The sequence below is a fragment of the Streptomyces lacrimifluminis genome, assembly GCF_014646095.1.
In the GTDB taxonomy this organism is placed as follows: domain Bacteria; phylum Actinomycetota; class Actinomycetes; order Streptomycetales; family Streptomycetaceae; genus Streptomyces; species Streptomyces lacrimifluminis.
This window is the reverse complement of record NZ_BMMU01000013.1, coordinates 190,654-210,831: the sequence shown is the minus strand read 5'-3', so window position 1 is coordinate 210,831 and position 20,178 is coordinate 190,654. Positions and strand designations below refer to the sequence as shown.

Annotated in this window: 15 protein-coding genes; 7 read left to right on the top strand and 8 right to left on the bottom strand. The window is 70.6% G+C overall.

What is annotated here, in order from left to right; all coding sequences use genetic code 11:
* The 3 genes from IEY89_RS21050 (at nt 1) to IEY89_RS21040 (ending at nt 4,614) form a co-directional block, all read left to right on the top strand.
* Nucleotides 1-2,109, top strand: coding sequence for a YfjP family GTPase (locus IEY89_RS21050; RefSeq protein WP_189148994.1), 2,109 nt, complete (start codon nt 1-3; stop codon nt 2,107-2,109).
* 375 nt (nt 2,110-2,484) lie between these two features.
* Complete coding sequence (locus IEY89_RS21045) at nt 2,485-2,958, top strand: single-stranded DNA-binding protein (protein ID WP_189148993.1); 474 nt, start codon at nt 2,485-2,487, stop codon at nt 2,956-2,958.
* A gap of 234 nt (nt 2,959-3,192) precedes the next feature.
* Nucleotides 3,193-4,614 carry a TQXA domain-containing protein gene (locus IEY89_RS21040; RefSeq protein ID WP_229695336.1) on the top strand — a complete coding sequence of 474 codons (1,422 nt, stop codon included), beginning with the start codon at nt 3,193-3,195 and terminating at the stop codon, nt 4,612-4,614.
* Nucleotides 4,615-4,857: 243 nt separating this feature from the next.
* Here IEY89_RS21040 and IEY89_RS21035 read toward each other — a convergent pair whose 3' ends face one another.
* Together IEY89_RS21035 and IEY89_RS21030 are read right to left on the bottom strand one after the other, a co-directional pair.
* Complete coding sequence (locus IEY89_RS21035) at nt 4,858-5,928, bottom strand: tyrosine-type recombinase/integrase (RefSeq protein ID WP_308437454.1); 1,071 nt, start codon at nt 5,926-5,928, stop codon at nt 4,858-4,860.
* 620 nt (nt 5,929-6,548) lie between these two features.
* The gene (locus tag IEY89_RS21030) at nt 6,549-6,929 is read right to left on the bottom strand and encodes a hypothetical protein (protein WP_189148992.1); all 381 of its coding nucleotides are present in this window, start codon (nt 6,927-6,929) and stop codon (nt 6,549-6,551) included.
* A 630-nt stretch (nt 6,930-7,559) separates the two neighbouring features.
* Between IEY89_RS21030 and ettA the strand changes: the two genes are divergently transcribed.
* Genes ettA through IEY89_RS21015 form a run of 3 tightly spaced genes read left to right on the top strand, consistent with a single transcriptional unit; the run spans nt 7,560 to nt 10,354 of the window.
* Nucleotides 7,560-9,224 (top strand): energy-dependent translational throttle protein EttA, encoded by a 1,665-nt coding sequence (ettA, locus tag IEY89_RS21025; RefSeq protein ID WP_189148991.1) that lies wholly within the window; start codon nt 7,560-7,562, stop codon nt 9,222-9,224.
* 6 nt (nt 9,225-9,230) lie between these two features.
* A complete protein-coding gene (locus tag IEY89_RS21020) occupies nt 9,231-9,665 on the top strand; it encodes an acyl-CoA thioesterase (protein ID WP_189148990.1) in 435 nt (144 codons plus the stop codon).
* Complete coding sequence (locus IEY89_RS21015) at nt 9,662-10,354, top strand: DUF8185 domain-containing protein (RefSeq protein ID WP_189148989.1); 693 nt, start codon at nt 9,662-9,664, stop codon at nt 10,352-10,354. The genes IEY89_RS21020 and IEY89_RS21015 overlap by 4 nt, the downstream gene beginning before the upstream one ends.
* Nucleotides 10,355-10,361: 7 nt before the next feature.
* Here the strand turns inward: IEY89_RS21015 and IEY89_RS21010 are convergent, their stop codons facing one another.
* Nucleotides 10,362-10,766 carry a globin gene (locus IEY89_RS21010; protein ID WP_189148988.1) on the bottom strand — a complete coding sequence of 135 codons (405 nt, stop codon included), beginning with the start codon at nt 10,764-10,766 and terminating at the stop codon, nt 10,362-10,364.
* A 224-nt stretch (nt 10,767-10,990) separates the two neighbouring features.
* On the opposite strand from IEY89_RS21010, the gene IEY89_RS21005 reads away from it, so the two are divergent.
* Nucleotides 10,991-11,977, top strand: coding sequence for a methyltransferase domain-containing protein (locus IEY89_RS21005; RefSeq protein WP_189148987.1), 987 nt, complete (start codon nt 10,991-10,993; stop codon nt 11,975-11,977).
* A gap of 51 nt (nt 11,978-12,028) precedes the next feature.
* On the opposite strand, the gene IEY89_RS21000 is transcribed toward IEY89_RS21005, so the two are convergent.
* From IEY89_RS21000 to IEY89_RS20980, 5 genes are all read right to left on the bottom strand, one after another.
* Nucleotides 12,029-13,399, bottom strand: coding sequence for an FHA domain-containing protein (locus IEY89_RS21000; RefSeq protein ID WP_189148986.1), 1,371 nt, complete (start codon nt 13,397-13,399; stop codon nt 12,029-12,031).
* A gap of 40 nt (nt 13,400-13,439) precedes the next feature.
* Nucleotides 13,440-14,786, bottom strand: a complete 1,347-nt coding sequence (locus IEY89_RS20995; RefSeq protein WP_189148985.1) for a vWA domain-containing protein — start codon at nt 14,784-14,786, stop codon at nt 13,440-13,442.
* A gap of 102 nt (nt 14,787-14,888) precedes the next feature.
* Entirely contained in the window at nt 14,889-16,280 is a 1,392-nt protein-coding gene (locus IEY89_RS20990; RefSeq protein ID WP_189148984.1) for a PP2C family protein-serine/threonine phosphatase, read from the bottom strand.
* Nucleotides 16,281-18,818 carry a serine/threonine-protein kinase gene (locus tag IEY89_RS20985; RefSeq protein WP_189148983.1) on the bottom strand — a complete coding sequence of 846 codons (2,538 nt, stop codon included), beginning with the start codon at nt 18,816-18,818 and terminating at the stop codon, nt 16,281-16,283.
* A complete protein-coding gene (locus IEY89_RS20980; RefSeq protein ID WP_189148982.1) occupies nt 18,818-20,143 on the bottom strand; it encodes a hypothetical protein in 1,326 nt (441 codons plus the stop codon). Before IEY89_RS20980 ends, IEY89_RS20985 begins: the two co-directional genes overlap by 1 nt.
* Nucleotides 20,144-20,178: the final 35 nt, after the last annotated feature.

Here is a 20,178-nt window from a genome sequence, read left to right as displayed (position 1 = left end):
GTGACCGACGTCACTGACCACGACCACCACGACGCCTCGGCCGAAAACCCGCCTCCACGGGAGGGTCTTTCCGGCAGCGACACAGCCGAGGAGCAGAAAAAGCAGAAAAAGGAGCGGAGGGCAGAGCAGAAGGAGAGCGAGGAGCAGCACACCGCGGGCGAGGCGCCCGAAAGCGACGCCCCCGGGAAAGCCTCTTCCGCCGATACCGATACCGATACCGATGGCGGTGCAGACGGAAACGGAAGCGGAGACGGCCACGCGCGTGTGGCGGGCGGTGCCGAGTCCGGTGTCCCTGCCGACCACAAGGGCGTCCCCAAGGGCATCCGTACCGACGACCCCCGTACCGACGACCCCCGTACCGACGACCCCCGTACCGGCCCCCGCCCGGAATCCGAGTACTCCGGCGCCTGGGACGACGGACTGATCGCGCGACGTGTGTCCGAGACGGACCCTCCCGCGCGCGAGACGGTCGTCGAGCCCCGGGTCTCCAGCAGCGTCTCCCAGCCCGTGATGCCCCTGGCGTACGACGGGCCGCTGCGCTCGCGGCTCGACGCGCTCCGCGAGCTCGTGGGGCTGTCCCGTACCCGGCTGGACAGCAGAACGCTGGCCGAGGCCGGCCGGGTCCTCGACGAGGCGGCGGCCCGGCGCACGCTCTCCGGGCAGCACACCGTCGTCGCCATCGCGGGCGCCACCGGCAGCGGCAAGTCCCAGCTGTTCAACGCCCTCGCCGGAGTGGCCATTTCGGAGACCGGGGTACGTCGGCCGACCACCGCCATGCCCATCGCGTGCAGCTGGAGCGACGGCGCGGGGACCCTCATCGACCGGCTCGGCATTCCGGGACGGCTGCGCCGGCGCCCCCTGCAGAGCGCGGAGGCCGAGGCGCAACTGCGCGGCCTTGTCCTGGTCGACCTGCCCGACCACGATTCGGCGGCCGTCCAGCACCGCGAACAGGTGGACCGCGTCCTGGCACTGGTCGACGCGGTCATCTGGGTCGTCGATCCCGAGAAGTACGCGGACGCCGTCCTCCACGAGCGCTATCTGCGGCCCATGGCCGGACACGCCGAGGTCATGTTCGTCGTCCTCAACCAGGTGGACCGTCTCCCCGGGGAGGCCGCCGACCAGGTCCTCGACGACCTGCGGCGACTGCTCGACGAGGACGGCATCGCCCTGGGGGAGTACGGCGAACCGGGCGCCACCGTACTGGCGCTGTCCGCGCTCACCGGGGACGGTATCGGCGAACTGCGCGAGGCGCTCGGGCAGTTCGTTGGCGAGCGCGGGGCAGCGGCACGCCGGATCTCGGCCGACCTCGACGCCGCCGCGTGGCAGCTGCGGCCCGTCTACGCCACCGGACGGCGCGCCGGGCTGAGTGAACGGGCCCGGGACGAGTTCTCCGACCGGCTCGCCGACGCGGTGGGCGCCACCGCCGCCGGCCAGGCCGCCGAACGTGTCTGGCTGCGCAATGCCAACCGCGCCTGCGGCACCCCGTGGCTGCGGCTGTGGCGGTGGTGCCAGGACCGGCGCGAATCCTCCACCGGCCGGTTCGCCGTGAGCGAGCAACCGGACGAGGAGGCCACGGCCCGCCAGCGGGTCGAACAGGCGGTGCGTACGGTCGCGGAGCGGGCGTCGGCCGGACTGCCCGCGCCGTGGGCACTGGCGGTGCGTGAGGCGGCCGTACGCGGGGCACAGGGCCTGCCCGAGGCGCTGGACCAGCTGGCGACACGCGCCGGGACGCCCTCGGGACGGCCGCCCAGGCCGGGCTGGTGGCCGGTCGCCGTACTGGCGCAGGCGTCCATGACGGTCCTTCAGATCGTCGGTGGGCTGTGGCTGGTGGCCCAGATCGTCGGCGTCATGGCGCCGAACCTGGGCGTGCCGGTGCTGCTGATGTCGGTGGGCATCGTCGGAGGTCCGGGCGTGGAGTGGAGCTGCCGACTGGCGGCGCGCGGGCCGGCCCGCCGATACGGCCTGGAGGCGGAACGCCGGCTGCGGGAAGCGGCGGCAGGCTGCGGCCGGGCCCGGGTACTGGATCCGGTGGCGGCGGAACTGCTGCGGTACCGCGAGGTGCGGGAGCAGTACGGGCGGGTCACGGGGGCTCGGGCGGTGGTGGGATGAGGCCGGGGGAACCGAGGTCGGGCATCAGCGGGTTCGTGGCTGTGTGTGCGTGTGTGTGGCGCGTGTTCGGCCGGAGAAGTGAGGGAACCGGCAGGTCACAGGGGCCCTGGATCCCGGAGGAGTGAGGTGGGGAGGAGACATGGGTACCTCGGACGGGTGACGGAGTTTTCCACAACCGGCCGGTAGTCCACAGGGCTCAGCGGGCTCGGACCGACGGATGCATTCTGGCTTCGCGGCGATCACGACGGACGCGATCGCCGCGCGGCGGTGACCGGCACGTTCTCGCGGTCACCGTGTCGGAGGCAGCCGTACGGGATGGGCCCGTACGGGTATCCGCCCGGCGCGAGTGCGCCGGGACCGGGAGGGGTGGTTCGCGTGAACGAGACGATGGTGTGCGCGGTCGGCAACGTGGCGACGCAGCCGGTGTACCGCGACCTGGCGTCGGGGGCGTCGGCGAGGTTCCGGCTCGCGGTGACCTCGCGCTACTGGGACCGCGAGAAGAACACGTGGACGGACGGACACACCAACTTCTTCACGGTGTGGGCGAATCGAGCGCTCGCGACGAACGTCGGGGCATCACTGTCGCTGGGCGAACCGGTCATCGTGCAGGGCCGGTTGAAGGTGCGCACGGAGATGCGCGACGGGCAGAGCCGGACGTCGGCGGAGATCGACGCCGTGGCGATCGGCCACGACCTCGCGCGCGGCACATCGGCCTTCCGGCGCTCCGCCGGCCCACCCAAGGGCGAGGCGTCGGCACCGCCCCGTCCCGAACCCAGTTGGGAGACACCGGTGGCCGACGAAGGCGGCACCGGGGCGCAACAAAGGCGGGAGCCCGCGGCGGTGACGTGACCTCAGGCAGTGGTGGGCGCGGGTGCCGACCGAACTGAGGCATATCGGTGGACTGACCGGCATACGGATGATCTTGGCGATAACGATTCCGAGTCGGATCGGTTATCCGATGACAGGACTGGGAAGTGCGGTACGCCACGTCCCTAGGATGCCGGGCATAGCTCACGGGGCTTCTGACGCTGCTGGTGGGACCGCACCCCCCACGTCAACGAGTCCTGCTCGAAGGGGAATTCTGTGTTTTCTTCGTTCTCCGCGCTGTCCGGGCGCCGGCGAGCGCCGGCGGCCCGGCTCGCCGCCGCGACGATGGTGTCCGGCCTCGCCGTCACCGGCACACTGCTCACCGCGGGTCCGGCCGTCGCGGACGCGACCCCGCAGCAGCAGGGCGGGGCGACCGCCACCATAGGCGGGCTGAAGACGTACGGCGCGGCCGTCGTCCACGGGGACGACGGGGACCAGCAGCTGTCCGCGGGCCTGTTCGAGATGTCCGTCGACAACGGCGGCACCCTGCAGACGTACAGCGTCGACCTCCACAACCCGACACAGAAGGACGCCAAATACCAGGAGACGTCCTGGAGCGGCACCTCCCTGGGCGGCAACAAGGACGCGGGCCGGATTCGCTGGATCCTGCAGAACTCCTATCCGCAGGTGAACGACCTCGCGACGCTGGCCGCCCGGGCGGGCGCGGCCGGTCTCACCGAGCAGGACGCGGCGGCGGGCACCCAGGTGGCCATCTGGCGCTACTCGGACGGCGCGGACGTGGACGCCATGGACCCGCGGGCCGAGAAGCTCGCGGACTACCTGGAGAAGAGCGCGCGGAACCTCGCGGAACCCCACGCCTCACTGACCCTCGACCCGCCCGCGGTCTCCGGTCACCCCGGAGAGCGGCTCGGACCGGTCACGGTGCACACCGATGCGGACAGCGTCACCGTGATACCGCCCGCCGACGCGGCGACGAGCGGGGTGCGGGTCGTCGACCAGGACGGCGAGGCCGTCACGTCCGCGGTCGACGGCGGCCAGGTGTTCTTCGAGGTGCCCGAGGACGCGCCGGACGGTTCGGCCGCGCTGAGCGTCCAGGCCTCGACCAGCGTGCCGGTCGGTCGCGCCTTCACCTCCGACAGCAGGAGCCAGACCCAGATCCTCGCCGGCTCCAGCGAGTCCACGGTCTCCGCGACGGCGACCGCGAACTGGGCGGCCACAGGTCCCGTCCCCGCACTCTCGGCGCGGAAGAACTGTGCCCAGGACGGCGTGGACATCACGGCCACCAACAAGGGCGACGAGGCGTTCACCTTCGAGCTGATGGGCTTCGAGCACACCATCGAAGCCGGGGAGTCGCGGACGGTGACGATCCCCTTGCAGGAGGACCAGCCGTACGACTTCACGATTCTGGGTCCGAACAGCTTCGAGCAGCGGTTCGCGGGTGTCCTCGACTGCGAGACCCAGGGCAGTGCGGGCGGCGACGAGGTCCAGACGCTCAGCGAGCCGAGCCCGGCCCTGGCGGGCGACACCTCCGCCGACGGCGTCAACCTGGCCGAGACCGGCAGTTCCAGCGCGACGCCGATGATCGCGGGCATAGCGATCGTCCTGCTGGTGATCGGCGGCGGCGTGGTCCTCCTCGTCGGCAAGAAGGAACCGCACGGGGCAGGCCCCCGGGAGTGAACGTGAGCGACATCGCACCTTGACAACTCAACAGTGTGTGACCGCACGGTGACCCACTGGACCTCGCGGCCCAGGCCCCGCCTGCCAGGCGCCCGGGGCCGCTGACGTACTCGTTTCCCCGCAAGGGTGGCGGTACGGCAAGATGGGGTATTTCTGGCGAGTAGGGGCCCACAAGTGGCCCCTGACCAGCGGCGGAGCCGCCTGGCAAGGGCCACTTGTGGGCCGTGGGCCGTCTGTGGGCCGTCAGGCCGCTGAGGCGAGATCCATCGGGTGGATGGGCCCGAACACGGCTGACACTGCTGCTCGTGTCCGCTCCTCGCTGCTCGGCATCAAGTGCGTGTAGATCCGCAGAGTGAAGCCGGGGTCGGAGTGTCCGAGGTAGATGCTCAACGCCTTGATGTTTTCGCCGGCGTCCAGGAGCACCGACGCGTAGAAGTGCCGTAGCGCGTGCATGCCATCTCTCGGCGCGGAAGCGTAACGCTTGCCGGGTTCCTTGGGCGGGATGACGCCAGCGTGCGACAGTGCGGGCTTCCATACGTGGTCGTCGAAGTAGCTTCGCCAGATGGCCTTGCCCACGGCGCTGGTGAAGACAAGCTTCAGTGTCACCAACGGCCCGTCCGGAGTCTTCCACGGCAACGTGACTTCGACGGGCGGGAACTGCCGCATGTGGTCGCGTAGCCCCACCGCTACCACCGGGCTGAGCGGCGTATCTCGGAGCTTGCCCCTCTTGGGCGGGGCAAATACCAACGAGCCGCCCACGCGCTTGACCTGCTGACGGACGTGCACCCACCCCGTGGCGAAGTTGATGTTCTCTTCAGCGAGCCCGAACACCTCCCCCTGACGGAGCCCGCACCCACCGCCGGCGTCCACGGTGGCCTCGTACCGGTCGGGTAGTCCCGAGCGCACGGCGAGTACGCGCTCTGCGGTCCATGGCTGGACCAGTCGGGGCTCAGCCGTCGGAGCCTTGACCGATTGGGCGTGGCAGGGGTTCTTTTTGATCACTCCGTCGTCAGTGGCAGCGTTGAACAGCGACGACACCGAGTCGTAGATCCCGCGACGGTAATTCGGGTTCGGCACCGCTTCCTTGAGCTTGTTCAACCAGGTGCGCATGTGCTCGGGCTGGAACGAACCCATGGGACGCGTACCCAGGTAGGGGACCGCATGCAACCGGATACGTCGGCGCACGACTTCCTGACTGACCACGTCCGTTGTCAGTCCGCCCAACCATTTCGCGGCGTACTCCCGAAACGTGATCTGTCCGGCCTTCGGGTCGATGAAGTGGCCCGAGTCCATGTCTGCCTTGATTCGGTTCAACCACTTCTCTGCGAGCGTCTTCTGACGGTCAGGGAAGCTCTTGGACTGCTCTGTTCCGTCGGGGCCGACGTAGCGGGCGCGGTAACGGAGTCCGACGCCGTAGCGGTCGCTCTTGACGCGGACGGTCTTGCCGTCGGCATTGGTCAGCCTCTGGCCAATGAATTAGACGAACGTAAGAGCGCCGCGCACCTTGTATAGGTGGGCGGCGCTCTCGCGCGGCTACTGTATTGCTGAATTCCAGGAAAAACTAGTTTCTGACCGTTCCGCTGGAATCTGGAGCTCTACGTTTAGCGTCCACGTGAAACCACTCGATCAAGTGAGTTTCGAACAATATGGCCGCAAAATCTGGGTCCCATTCCGAACTCAAGTCCGGCATTACCCGTTGGCTACGGATGAACGTGACTGAGGGGACCGATTCCATCACGAATGTGACAATCGCCCAAACGCCGTCCTCGCGGTGAGCAAGGACTAGGTCACGAAGAGAGCCGGCGTCCTCTTCGGAGGCAAGTTGGTTGCGAAGTTTTTCTTCTGCGTAATCCTGGAATCTGGCGAGCCACTCGTGCGGTGACAGTCCACCGCGAGGCTCTTGATCTGCCAAACTTCCGCCCCCCTTTCGAGGATCACTCCATGAAGGCTGTGATGATGCCTACCGGGCGACCGTCCCCGGATTGACTGTCCTCTCGTTCCGAAAAGACTACCCGGAACGTCCCAGACCCGGTGTTGTACCTGACGGTCACCTTGCCGCCTGAGGGGCTTCCGTAGTTGCCGGAGTCTAGCGTCTTGTCGATGTACCCGTACAGGGAGGTGTCGTTGATGGGGTGCCCGTCTTGGATGTGCACGTAACCGAAATTTAAGTCCCCCTGCCTCAGTGGAATATCTTCGCCCGACCGTCCGAAGAATGTAACCTTGACCTTCCACTTGCCCGTCGGTGCCGCAACGTGCCCAGCATCGACTACTTGAGAAGCTGTCGTCGGCTGGAACGCCTGAGCTGGCGAGCTCATCTGGTTGTACTTCTAGATTCAGGGTTGGTGTGTCACCTGGGATTCCTGTTGTGTCCACGCGACGGCCTGACGTCACTAGTGGGGAAGTGCTGGCTTCTTCGCCCTCTTGCTACGGATATAGGCTTTTGCTACGTCTGTTCGCGCTGCGGCGGGCGACCGCTCGTTGTCCTGTGTCTTTGCCTAGGTGCGTTGTCAGGCGCCACCGTTCACCGCCATACGCGCACCCAGCCCCACGTGCCCTGAACCCCCACGGACGCCCCCCGTACGGCCTACGCACAGTCGGAAAGCATGTGGAGAGCATTGCGCTTCGGTGCTGGCCTGCCTGAGGTGAATCTCTCTCCTCCCGGGGGGGACCCGCCGCCGAGACCCTCGCGGCCATCGGCCGTGAATGTTCGCCGGGCACCGTATCGCAGCAGGTCGGAGCCCATCTCTCGGGCCGTCTACGGGCCGTCCGAGGGCGGCCAGCGACGGCCAACAACGACCAACAACGACGGGTACCGAGCGCGCGCCCGCCCGCTGCGCCCCTGGTCACGGCCCCTCCGCCATACGGGTTTCCCCCCAGGGGTGGCGGTCAGGCAAGATGGGGTGTATCCCACCACTGCCAGATTTCAAGCTGCCGGACGGTTTCTCTTGGCTGAGTACATTTACACCATGCGCAAGACGCGCAAGGCGCACGGCGACAAGGTCATCCTTGACGACGTGACGCTGAGCTTCCTGCCCGGCGCGAAGATCGGTGTGGTCGGCCCGAACGGTGCCGGTAAGTCCACCGTTCTCAAGATCATGGCGGGCCTTGAGCAGCCGTCAAACGGCGACGCCTTCCTGTCGCCCGGATACACCGTCGGCATCCTCATGCAGGAGCCGAAGCTCGACGAGTCCAAGACGGTCCTGGAGAACGTCCAGGACGGCGCAGCCGAGATCATGGGCAAGCTCAACCGCTTCAACGAGGTCGCCGAGCTGATGGCGACCGACTACTCCGACGCGCTCCTCGACGAGATGGGCAAGCTCCAGGAAGACCTGGACCACGCCAACGCCTGGGATCTCGACGGGCAGCTGGAGCAGGCCATGGACGCGCTGGGCTGCCCGCCCGGCGACTGGCCGGTCGTCAACCTCTCCGGTGGTGAGAAGCGCCGCGTCGCACTCTGCAAGCTGCTGATCGAGGCTCCGGACCTGCTTCTCCTCGACGAGCCCACCAACCACCTCGACGCCGAGTCGGTGAACTGGCTGGAGCAGCACCTCTCGAAGTACGCGGGCGCCGTCGTCGCCGTCACTCACGACAGGTACTTCCTGAACAACGTCGCCGAGTGGATCCTCGAGCTGGACCGCGGCCGCGCGATTCCCTACGAGGGCAACTACTCCACGTACCTCGAGAAGAAGTCCACCCGTCTCAAGGTCGAGGGCCGCAAGGACGAGAAGCGGCAGAAGCGCCTCAAGGAAGAGCTGGAGTGGGTCCGGTCCAACGCCAAGGGCCGGCAGACCAAGTCCAAGGCGCGCCTCGCCCGTTACGAGGAGATGGCAGCCGAGGCCGACAAGATGCGGAAACTGGACTTCGAGGAGATCCAGATCCCGCCGGGCCCGCGTCTGGGCTCCATCGTCGTCGAGGTCAACAACCTCTCCAAGGCCTTCGGTGACAAGGTCCTCATCGACGACCTGTCCTTCACCCTGCCGCGCAACGGCATCGTGGGCGTCATCGGCCCGAACGGCGCGGGCAAGACCACACTGTTCAAGATGATCCAGGGCCTTGAGACCCCTGACTCCGGTGCGATCAAGGTCGGCGACACCGTCAAGATCAGTTACGTCGACCAGAGCCGCGCCAACATCGACCCCAAGAAGACGCTGTGGGCCGTCGTCTCCGACGAGCTCGACTACATCAACGTCGGTCAGGTCGAGATGCCGTCGCGTGCCTATGTGTCCGCCTTCGGTTTCAAGGGGCCGGACCAGCAGAAGCCGGCAGGCGTCCTCTCCGGTGGTGAGCGCAACCGCCTGAACCTGGCGCTGACCCTCAAGGAGGGCGGCAACCTGCTTCTCCTCGACGAGCCCACCAACGACCTCGACGTGGAGACCCTGTCCTCGCTCGAGAACGCGCTGCTCGAGTTCCCCGGTGCGGCCGTGGTCATCTCCCACGACCGCTGGTTCCTGGACCGGGTCGCGACGCACATCCTCGCGTACGAGGGCGAGTCGAAGTGGTACTGGTTCGAGGGCAACTTCGAGTCGTACGAGAAGAACAAGGTCGAGCGGCTGGGGGCGGACGCTACTCGTCCGCACCGCGCCACCTACAAGAAGCTGACCCGGGGCTGATCGATCTTGCGGCACATCTACCGCTGCCCGCTGCGCTGGGCGGACATGGACGCGTACGGCCACGTCAACAACGTGGTCTTCCTCCGCTACCTGGAGGAAGCCCGTATCGACTTCCTGTTCCGCCCGGACAAGGATTTCCAGCAGGGGTCCGTGGTGGCGCGCCATGAGATCGACTACAAAAGGCAGTTGGTCCACCGGCACGCGCCCGTGGACATCGAGTTGTGGGTCACGCGCATAAGAGCGGCGTCCTTCACGCTCACCTACGAGGTCAAGGACGCGGACCAGGTGTACGTCCAGGCCTCGACGGTCGTCGTGCCGTTCGACTTCGCGACACAGAGCCCGCGCCGCATCACCTCCGAGGAACGGGAGTTCCTGGAGGAGTACATGGACGCGGCTGAGGACGAGAACGCGGACGACGAGGGCGGGGCCGTCGCCGCATGACGGCTCTGCACCTCGCCGACGAGGGGGAGGCGGCCGACCTCGCCGCCTTCCTCGCCCGGCTGCTCCACTACGACCGTGGGGCGGCGGTGCGTCTCCAGGCGGCGGGCACCGCCGTCGCCGTGTTCGGGCGACCCCCGTCCTTCGAGGTCCTCGCGATTCGCGCGGCCCGGCTCGCCAAGCCGTACGAGAACGGGCTGGACGTCGCCCTCGACGTCACCGTGTCGGCCGGCGAGCTCCTGGAGGCGGTGGACGAGTCGGCAGCCACGCTCACCGTCCCCGGCGCGGTGACCGGTCCGCCCTGGGCCGGGGTGCTGCCCCCGCGCGGCGGCTGGCGACCGGAGGCCGGCCTGCCCGAACCGGAGGCGCTGCGCGCCATGGTCGCCGCAGCGGTCGCCGAATTCCGTTCCCGTACGCAGGAGTTGGCGCCCGAGCTGCGTACCCGCGCCGAACTCGACCGGATCGGGCGGGAGATCTGGACCCGGACGGTGGGGGACACCCACCTGCCCGTACGGGCCGTGCACGCGGCGCAGTCCCTGGGCTTCCTGCGGCCGGCACAGGGCGCCCGGGCGTCCGGTGAGGCGCCGCTCGCGCTGGTCTCGTCAGGGCCCTGGCTGCGGCTGCGCACCCCGTACGGCTCGATCGCCGTGCGCAGGACGGGACTCGGGGCGCTGGACGTCAGCGTCCGCTGAGAACCGCTCAGCTCTCCGTGTTGACCATCGAGGCCGCCGCGTACGTCAGGTAGTTCCACAGCGTCCGCTCGTGCTCCTCGGAGAGGCCGAGCTCCTCGACGGCGACGCGCATGTGCTTCAGCCACGCGTCGTGCGCGGCCCGGTCGACGGCGAAGGGGGCGTGGCGCATCCGCAGCCGGGGGTGGCCGCGGTTCTCGCTGTACGTCGTGGGGCCGCCCCAGTACTGGATCAGGAACAGCGTGAAGCGCTCCTCGGCGGGGCCCAGGTCCTCCTCCGGATACATGGGCCGCAGCAGCGGGTCCTCGGCGACACCCTCGTAGAACCGGTGCACGAGGCGCCGGAAGGTCTCCTCGCCGCCGACCTGCTCGTAGAAGGTCTGCTCCTGAAGCGTGCCGCGCGGAATCTCGTTCACGTCGGTTCGGCCTCACAATGTCGCTCTGGTCGGCCCCAGGCTCTTGCGGCCGGGGGTCCGGGGGTTGTCCCCCGGTAGGTGCAGCACATCACCCATGGTCTCAGACGGACCGGCCGAGGACTGAAGCCCTAGGACCCCCCGCCCGGGGCCGCACTGACCGTCCGCTTCCGTCTCGGCCGGTATCGGCGCTCGCGTCCCGGCGCCGGGCGCAGGACAGTGGACGTATGAGCGCGCACGCTGTCCACGAGGGCAGGGACGACGACCTCGCCGCCTCGGCGCGGGCCGAACTCCTGCGGGTGATCGAGGCGAGCGGGGCCTGGGACGGTGATCCGGTCTGGCGGGAGGCGTTCGAGGCGGTGCCACGGCATCTGTTCGTGCCGTACTACTACGCCGGTGCCGTGTCCGGCCGGCAGCGGCTGTGGGGCGGGAGCCCCGACGCGCGCACGCGTGAGCGCTGGCTGCGCGGCGCCTACACGGACGCTCCGCTCGCGACCCGGGTGCGCGACGGTGAGCTGGTCTCCTCCAGCAGTCAGCCCTCGCTCATGGCCATGATGCTCGCCGCACTGGAGGTCGAGGACGGGCACAACGTCCTGGAGATCGGTGCCGGTACGGGGTACAACGCGGCGCTGCTCGCGCACCGCCTCGGTGACGCGCTGGTCACGACGGTGGATCTGGACCCGGAGATCACCGAGTCGGCCCGCCGGCATCTGGCCGCCGCCGGACACCGCCCGGTCGTCGTCACCGGCGACGGTGCCCGGGGAGTGCCCGAGCGGGGCCCCTTCGACCGGATCATCGCGACCTGCACGCTCACCTCGGTCCCGCGCGCGTGGCTCGCCCAGTGCCGTCCCGGCGCCCGCATCCTGACGCCGTTCGCCACCGGCCTGGCCGCCCTCACGGTCCTGGACGCCGAGCACGCCGAGGGCCGCTTCCTGCACACGTCCGCCTACTTCGTGCCGTTGCGGGGGACGAGCCGGCCGGAACCCGCCGTCCCGCACCTGGCCGCACTCCCGGCCCGGGCACGCGAGCACGAGCTGTTCCGGTTCCTGCTGACGCTCACCCGGGGCAGCCTGGACCCGCAGGAGGCCTACGCGCTGTGGGAGCGCGAGGACCGACCGGTGCGGGAGCGGTACGGGATCACCGTCAGCGGCGACCGGGAGTGGGCCTGGCTCGACGAACCCACGGGTCCGTACTCCTGGCCCCTGTCTGTTTGACAGTACTGTTCCCGGCCTTGTCCCTGGCCCTGTTCCCGGCCGGTCCCCGCCCTAGCCCCGGCGGATCGTGATCGTCGTCCACGCGCCCACGTGCACCCGGTCGCCGTCCTGCAGCGGTACGGGGACGAAGGGCTGGATGGGTTCCTCGGAGTTGTTGACCGTCGTACCGTTCGTCGAGTTCTGGTCGACGATCGCCCAGCTGCCGTCGGGCTGCTGGACCAGTACCGCGTGCTGGTGCGAGACGCCCGGGTCCTCCGGTGGCACCGCCAGGTCGATGTCCGGGGACTCGCCCGTGGAGTGACGGCGGCGGCCGATCGTGATCTGGTTGCCGGTGAGCCGGCGCTGCTGCTCCGGCGAGTACGCGGGCAGGTTCAGGCCCGCGGCTTCGGGGCCGGAGCGCTGCATCATCGCCATGAAGTACTCGCGGTCCGGGCCGATCGTCGCGGACCAGGTCAGCGGCTGCTGCTGGCCGTAGCCGCCGCCGGGCGCGGGCGGGGCCTGCGCCATGCCGGGCTGCGGGTACCCGTAGCCGCCGCCCTGCTGCGGGGGAGGCGGTCCGCTCGGACCGCCGGACGGCGGGGAGATCACCCAGTCGTCGTCACCGCCGCCGAAGCCGCCGCCTGGCTGCGAGCCACCGCGCCGGCCCGTCTCCTGCGGGAACGCGGGCGGGGGACCGGACGGCTGGAACGCCTGCGGCGCGCCACCGGGCCCTCCAGGGCCTCCTGGCGGCTGGTAGCCCTGGGGCCCGCCGGAGGTGGGAGGGAGTCCGGAGGACGGGTACCCCTGCGATCCGCCGGGTCCGCCGTGTCCGCCGGGCGGGTAACCCTGTGGCCCGCCGGCGGACGTACCACCAGGGCCACTAGGGCCACCAGGATTACCAGGACCGCCGGGGGTGGGTCCCGGCGGCGGGGGGACCGGGCGTGAGGGGTCGTTGCCGAAGGGCGGGATCGGTTCGGCGGGGCGGTTCATCTGCGACGGGCGGGAGCCCTGGTATTCGTAGCCGTCGCCGCCACCGCCGTAGGACGGGCCGGGCGGCGGAGACGGGAACCGCTGGCCGGGGGCCGCGCCTCCGGGGCCCGCTCCGTATCCCTGGCCCGGTCCGGGCGCCGGCGGGCGCGGGGCGGCCGGGGTGTACGAGGTCGCCGTGTTCGTCAGGAAGTTCCACCGGCACTCCTCGCAGAACGGAGCGCCCCCCTCACGCGGGGTGCGGCACTGCGGGCACAGCTCCTGCTCGGCGTCCGGCACGGCGGACAGGTGCGAGCGGCTGCCGGGCGCACCGGTGGCGGAACCCGGCGGCGGATAGCCGTAACCGGGCGCCGGGGGTGGCGGCGGGGGCGGGGGCACGGCACCGGCCATGCGGTGACCGCAGACCTCGCACCAGTCGTCGGAACCCGACTGGTGTCCGTTCGGGCAGGTCGGCATGTCGGCGCTTCCCCCTCTCCTCTGAGCAACGTTTGTTCGGTTACTTCTTTACACGAACAGTCTTTGTGGACCGTGTCTCGAGTGTCATCTCGTCGGCCTCTTCGACCTTCGCCTTCAGTCGCACAGTACCTGCCGCGGCGTCGACGACGTCCACCACCTTCGCCAGCAGCTTCGCAGTATCCGCGTTTCCGGAGGCGCTGGCGAGCTGAACGGCCCGCCCCAGCTTGGCCGTTGCGCCGTCGACATCACCCGCTTTGCGGGCGTCCAGACCCTGCTGGATGACTTGTGCCAGTTCGGCCTGACCCGTGTAGTGCGCGACCTGTGGGTTGATCGACGTCGAGGCCGCCATGTCGTCGGTCCACACGGCCCGGACAAGGCCCTGGGCGCCGAGGTTCTGGGCGCTGCCGTCGGGCTGTGGGATCACCAGGGAGACACGGGCTGCCAGCATCTCCTGGCCCAGGCCGGCGGAGGGCACCTCGACACACACGTGGTAGTCACGCGACTCGTCTCCCCAGGAACCGGTGGGGTAGTCACCGGCGCGCGGGCCCGCCTCCGTGCGGCGGTCGGTCAGCTCCGCGACGGTGGGCGCGACCTGCTTGACGAACTTGATCTCCGTGCCGAGCGGGGTCCACAGCCTGAGGGCGACGTCCGCGACCTCCTTGCCCATGGCCGTCTCCATCATCTGCGTGAAGTCGCCGGCGAGGCCGGCCGGGTCGGCGACGATGTCGGCGGTGCCCAGCAGCGCGGAGGCGATGGCGGTGACCTCCTTGACCTCCCAGTCGGTGCCCACGCCCCGCGCGTCGCAGGTGAAGCGGCCGGCGCAGGAGTCCAGGGCGGCCTTCAGGTCCTCCGGCGACTCGTGCTCGTTGCGGCCGTCGGTGAGCAGGATGCCGTGCCGGATGGCGACCTCGGACGAGGACAGCAGCCGGTCGGCGAGGCGCAGCCAGGTGCCGATGGCCGTGCCGCCGCCCGCGCTCAGCCGGCGCAGCGCCTGCTTGGCCTGCTCGCGGGTGGTGGCGTCGGCGACCGCGAGCCGCCCACCGCCCGGATAGACCTCCCTGGCGACGTGTGTGCCGTCGATCACCGTGAAGTGCACACCGTCGCGCACGGCGTCGATCGCGGCGGCCGTCGCCTCCCGGGCGCCCCGCATCTTGGTCGGCGGGTAGTCCATCGAGCCGGAGCAGTCGACCATGATCGCCACGGCCGCGTCCGGACCCTGGCCCGGTGAGTAGAGGTGGGGCGCCGAGACGCCGGTGCCGACCGTGCCGCCGCCGGTCGCGGTGACCGTCACGATCGCGCTGACCTCACGGCCGCCGTCGGGCAGGTACTCGTTCTGGTAGACGTCGACCGAGAACTGCGGCACGTTCGACTTCGAGAAATTGGCCATGCGTGCTTCGCTCCCCCTCGAGAACCCCACATCCGTGGAGCGTTGACTGTATGCGGACCAGTCCCCTCCGGTCCTTCCGCGGACACCCCCGTGTCAGTGCCCTCAGGCCGATCCTGCCCCCTGCGACGGGGCGGGGAACGGCACGACGGCCACTGTTACGTTGTCGTGGCCCCCACCGTCCAGGGCGTGGCCGACCAGAACCCGGGCGGCGTGCAGCGGGCGCGACGCGGCGTCCGGCGGGAGAATTTCGGCCAGTTCGTCCGCCGCCTCCGCGTAGTTCCACAGTCCGTCCGTGCACACCACGACCACACCTGGCCGGTCCGGTTTGAAGGAAGCGGTGTGCGGCTCCAGTTCGTACGCGTCCGCGCCGAGCCAGCCCGTGATGGCGTGGGCGCGCTCGTCGGCGTACGCCTCCGCCTCGTTCATCAGGCCCGCGGCGACCATCTGCGCGGCCCACGAGTCGTCCTCGGTGAGCCGGGCCGGGGCGGTGGAGCGGTCCAGCGGGACCCAGTAGGCGCGGCTGTCGCCGACCCAGCCGACGACCAGCAGCGTCGGGGTGACGACGGAGCCCACCAGCGTGCAGGCCGGGGAGTTCTGGTGCGGGGTGTGTTCGCGGGCCCCGCCGGGCTCGTCCGCCAGCGCGTTCACGGCGTGCGAGGCGGCGATGATCGCGTCGTGCATCGCCTGCTGCGGGTGGGTGCCCTGGGGCAGGGCCGCCATCAGCGAGTCGCCGGCCGCCCGGGACGCGGCGAGCGAGGCCTCGTCGGGGCGGGTCGCCGAGGAGACGCCGTCGCAGACGATGGCGACCAGCGCGGGCGCGCGGTCGGGCAGCGTGGTGTGGGAGATCGCGTACGCGTCCTCGTTGCGGTGGTGGCGCAGACCCCGGTCGGTGACCGCGGCGAGCGGGCCGACCTCGTCCTCCATGTGGTCGCGCTCGCGCGGCTGGGCGTGGCCGCAGTTCTCGCAGTAGCCGTCGTTGTCGACCCGGCCCGCCCGGCAGGCCACGCACACCTTGGTTCCGGCCGGAGGCGTCGCCGTCCCGGCGGGGGGCGGGGCGGGCGCCTGGAGCGGGTACTCGTCGGGCTCGCCGCCGGCGGGACGGTCGAACCGGACGCCCGTGGCCGGGGAGACCGGTGAGCCCGTGGGCGGCAGCCCGGGCATCGGCGGTCGGCCGGGAACCGGCGGGAGCGCGGTCCCGCCCGAGTCGGTGCCCGGGAGGTCGGTGGCCAGGTGCACGGGCGCCGGCTTGCCGGAACCGCTGGTTTCGGGCGCGTGGGGCCAGTCCACGGAAGCGGCCTCCGGAGGCGGGTGCGGCGCGGACGCGAGGGCGCCGCTCAGGGTGAGCGTCGGGGAGTCACCGGGAAGCGGGGGCACGGCCGACAGGTCGTACCCGCACGCGCCGCAGAACCGGTCGCCCGATTCGAGCGGCTCCTCGCAGCTCGGGCACCGGGACAGGGCGGTCCGCTGGGATGGCTGGGGCATCTGGGACATCAACTACACCCACGTCCGGGGGCGGTAACGGTTGGCGCGTTCCACCAGGTCGATCCTCTCCTCGCCGCCCTGCGCGAGCCGGGCCAGCGCCCGGTACGAGCGTTCCAGCCCGAAGCGCAGACCACGCTCGTCCAGGTCACTGCCGAGCAGCACCCGCCCCCCGACGGCAGGAGGGGCGGAACCCTGGCCATGGGAGAGTACCCAGTCCAGCGCGCAGCCGAGGACTTCCACCGACAGCTGCTCCCGCCGGACCGCGTCCAGACCGTATCCGCCCAGGGCCTCCACCTGCCCGGCGGACGCGATCAGATCGTCCAGGAACGGCGCGTCGGCGGCGACCGCGGTCCGCTGCCGCAACCGGGCCCGTACGGCGGCCACGCGGGCCGCCGTGTAGTGGATCGAGGCCTCCGGGACCGACTCCAGCGTCGTCACGGCGCTACGGCGGTCGCCCGCCGCCAACTGGACGCGGGCCAGCCCGAACGCGGCGCTCACATAGCTCGGGTCGGTCGTCCACACCAGCCGGTAGTACTCGGCGGCGTTGTCGAGCTGACCGAGCACCTCCGCGCACAGCCCGAGGGCCAGCTTGGGCGGACTCTCGCCCGGGAAGGCGTCGTAGATCGCGTCGAACGACAGCGCGGCGCCCTCGTGATCACCCGTCACCAGCGCCGCCACGCCCCGGTACCAGACCACCCGCCAGTCGTCGGGCCGCTCCTCCTCCAGCCTGACCAGCGACTCCAGGGCGGTCGCGGCGTCCCCGTTCTCCAGCCGGGCCCGCACCTCCCGCAGCCGGGTCTCCGTCGACTGGGCCGGCACCACCGCGAGGGCGGCGATCAGCTCCCCGGCCGCCGACGCCAACAACCCTGCCAGGAAGCCCGCGTTGGGGTCGGTCGGGTCGACGCGGGGCACGGGCAGCGCGAGCGCGGCGGCACCGGCGTCGATGGCCTTGACGAGACGCGGGGCACCGGTGAGCGCCCTGGTGGTGCCACCGACGGCGGGAGCGGCCGGCGACGTGGACTTCCGCCGGGGCGTCACCACGCGCGCCCCCAACCGGGACACCTCCCCGTCCAGCGCCCCGAACAACTCCGCGTCCGTGACCTTCACTTCCGGCCCGAACAGCGTCGACAGCGCGGGCCTGGCCCGCCCCGTCTGGAGCGATACGACCTCGCGCAGCACGCCCGTCAGCTGCTCGGACATCTCCTGCGCGGACGCGAACCGACGGGCCGGGTCGGGGTCGGTGGCGCGGACCAGGAGCCGGTAGAACGACTCGTACTGCCGGAAGACCTCGATGTGGTCGGGGTCGGGCAGGGAGTCCACGAACACGTTCGTGTAGCCCTGGAAGTCGAACGTCATGACGGCGAGCGTGCGCGCGACCGTGTACAGGTCGGACGCCACCGACGGGCCGACCTCCGCGACCTCCGGCGCCTGGTAGCCGACCGTGCCGTAGATGGCCGACTCGTCGTCGTCCATTCTGCGGACCGCGCCCATGTCGATCAGCTTCAGCTGGTCCTCGGTCTGGATCGCGTTGTCGACCTTGAAGTCGCAGTACAGCAGGTTGCGGCTGTGCAGATGACCGAGGGCCTCGAGCGCCTCGATGCCATACGCGCACGCCTGTTCCACCGGCAGCGGGTCCCGCTTGCCGGCCGGGGTACGGCGGTCGTTGGCGATCTCCTTCAGCGACTTGCCGCCGACGTACTCCATGACGATGTAGCCGTCGAGGGAGCCCGTGCGCTGGTCGAGGTGCTCCACGAAGTTGTAGATCCGCACGATGTTGGCGTGCTCGATCTCCGCGAGGAAGCGCCGCTCGGAGATCGCGGCGGCCATCGCGTCCTGGTCCCCGGTGTCCAGCAGGCCCTTGAGGACCACCCACCGGTCGGACACGGCCCGGTCCACGGCGAGGTAGACCCAGCCGAGGCCGCCGTGCGCCAGACAGCCCACCACCTCGTACTGGCCGCGCACGATGTCACCGGTGTGCAGCTTCGCCACGAACGAGTACGGGTGCCCGCACTTCGTGCAGAACCCCTCCGTACGCCCCGGCCGGCCCTCGCCGCGCGCCCGCCCCACCGGCGCACCGCAGTCGGAGCGCGAGCAGAACCGCTTGCGCTCGGGCACCTCGGGGTTCTCCAGCACCATCGCGCGCGGGTCGGGCCGCGGCACACCCGGCACCTCGACCAGGCCCGCGCCGAGCCGGCCGCGACCGGTGGACCCGGCGGTCGAACCCGAGCTGCGCACCGACACCGAACGGCCCGTCGACCTCCCCGACAGGGAACGCGACAGTCGGCCGGAGACCGAGCGGCGGGACTGCGAGGAACGGGACGAGCGGGACGAGCGGGAGGAGGCGCGGGAACTGCTGGAGGACGAACCGCCGGTCCTCGAACCCCCCTTGCCGCTCCCGGTGACCCCGGTGGACGGTGAGCCCACCAGGCCGCCGGCCGACACGACCGGCGCGAGACCGCACGTGTCGCAGTACAGTTCACCGCCGCCCATGTCCTCGTAACTGCCCTCGCAGTCGGGCCGCTGGCACTTCTGCTGCTCTGTCTCGGTCATCAGTAGTCCCCCCTCCGGTCACTGGGCCCGGCCTGGCCGGGCACCCGCGGGCCGCCGAAGTACTCGGCGGCGGCCTGCTGGTAGCGCAGCACGGCCTGCTCCGCGACCCGCAGGTCGCAGGGCGCGCTCCACAGCATGCGGCGCGCCGCGTCGTACCGCTCGATCAGCAGCGGGTCCTCCGCGAAGCCGTACCGGGCGACCTTCGCCTTGTACGCGTCGAGCCGGCCGCGCAGCTCGGCGCGGACCGCCAGCGGCTGCGTGACCGCAGTCAACGACTCGCGGGCCCGCATCAGTTCGTCCTCCGCCTTCGCCTCAAGCGACTCCAGGAGCGGCGAGAGACGGTGCCACTGGGCGTGTCTGCGGTAGTCGGCGGCCATCGCCAGCTGCTCCTGCAACGCCGTGGGCGGGCCACTGACGGCAGGCACCTCCGACGCGGCGATCTTCGCCAGCACCTCACCGCGCGCGCTGCGTGCCTCGGCGAGCGTACGGTCCGCGCGGGACAGCAGGTCGCGCAGCTTGACGAGCCGGGCCTCCGCGTCCTGGCGGACCGTCAGCACGGCGTCGATCTCCCGGCGTACGTCCTCCAGGGCGCGCGCCTCACGGTCGTACACGGTGGTGTCCGGACGGCCGCCGCCGGGCGCCGAACTGCCCTGCGCGGGCAGCCAGAACGCCAGCGGGTCGGAGATCACCCGCTCGCGCAGGGCGGTCAGGGTGCGGGTGATGCGCTCCAGATCGTCGCCCGCGGGATGTTCGCCCGGGCGTACGCCCACGGAGTGCGCCAGTTGGCGGGTGCGCTGCAGCTCGGCGGCCAGGAGGTCTATCCGCGCGGGCAGGGCCGACCAGACCGCGTCGGCGGTGACGACCATGTCCAGCGAGGTCGCGTACAGCTCGTTCATCCGCTCCACCAGGCCGGCCAGCGAGTACCGGTGGCTGAGCTTCCCGGCGCCGTGCAGGGTGGGCGCGTTGGCCGTCGCCGTCGCGCTGCCCGCGACCGTGACGCACTCGCCGCGCAGCAGCTCCGTCAGCTCCACCAGGTCCTCGCGGCTGGACCAGCGGCGGCGCGAACGGATGTCACGGGCGGAGCGGAACGTGTCCGAGTACGCGTCGAAGTACGCCCACAGCAGCGTGATCGACGCGTCCGCGGACGTCCAGCGCTCCTTGGTCGTGCCGGTGAGCTCGGCGCCTTCGAGGAGTCTGCGGCCCGCATGGTCCTGGAGGGCGAGGAGCGAAGTCTCGATCGCCTCGTGCTCCGCGCCGAGCCGCGCCAGCGCACGGTCCACCTCGTCCCGGTCCATCACCGGCCCGGTGGCTCCCGTGACGCCCATCGATCACCTCGACTACTCGTGTGGTTGGCTCGTTC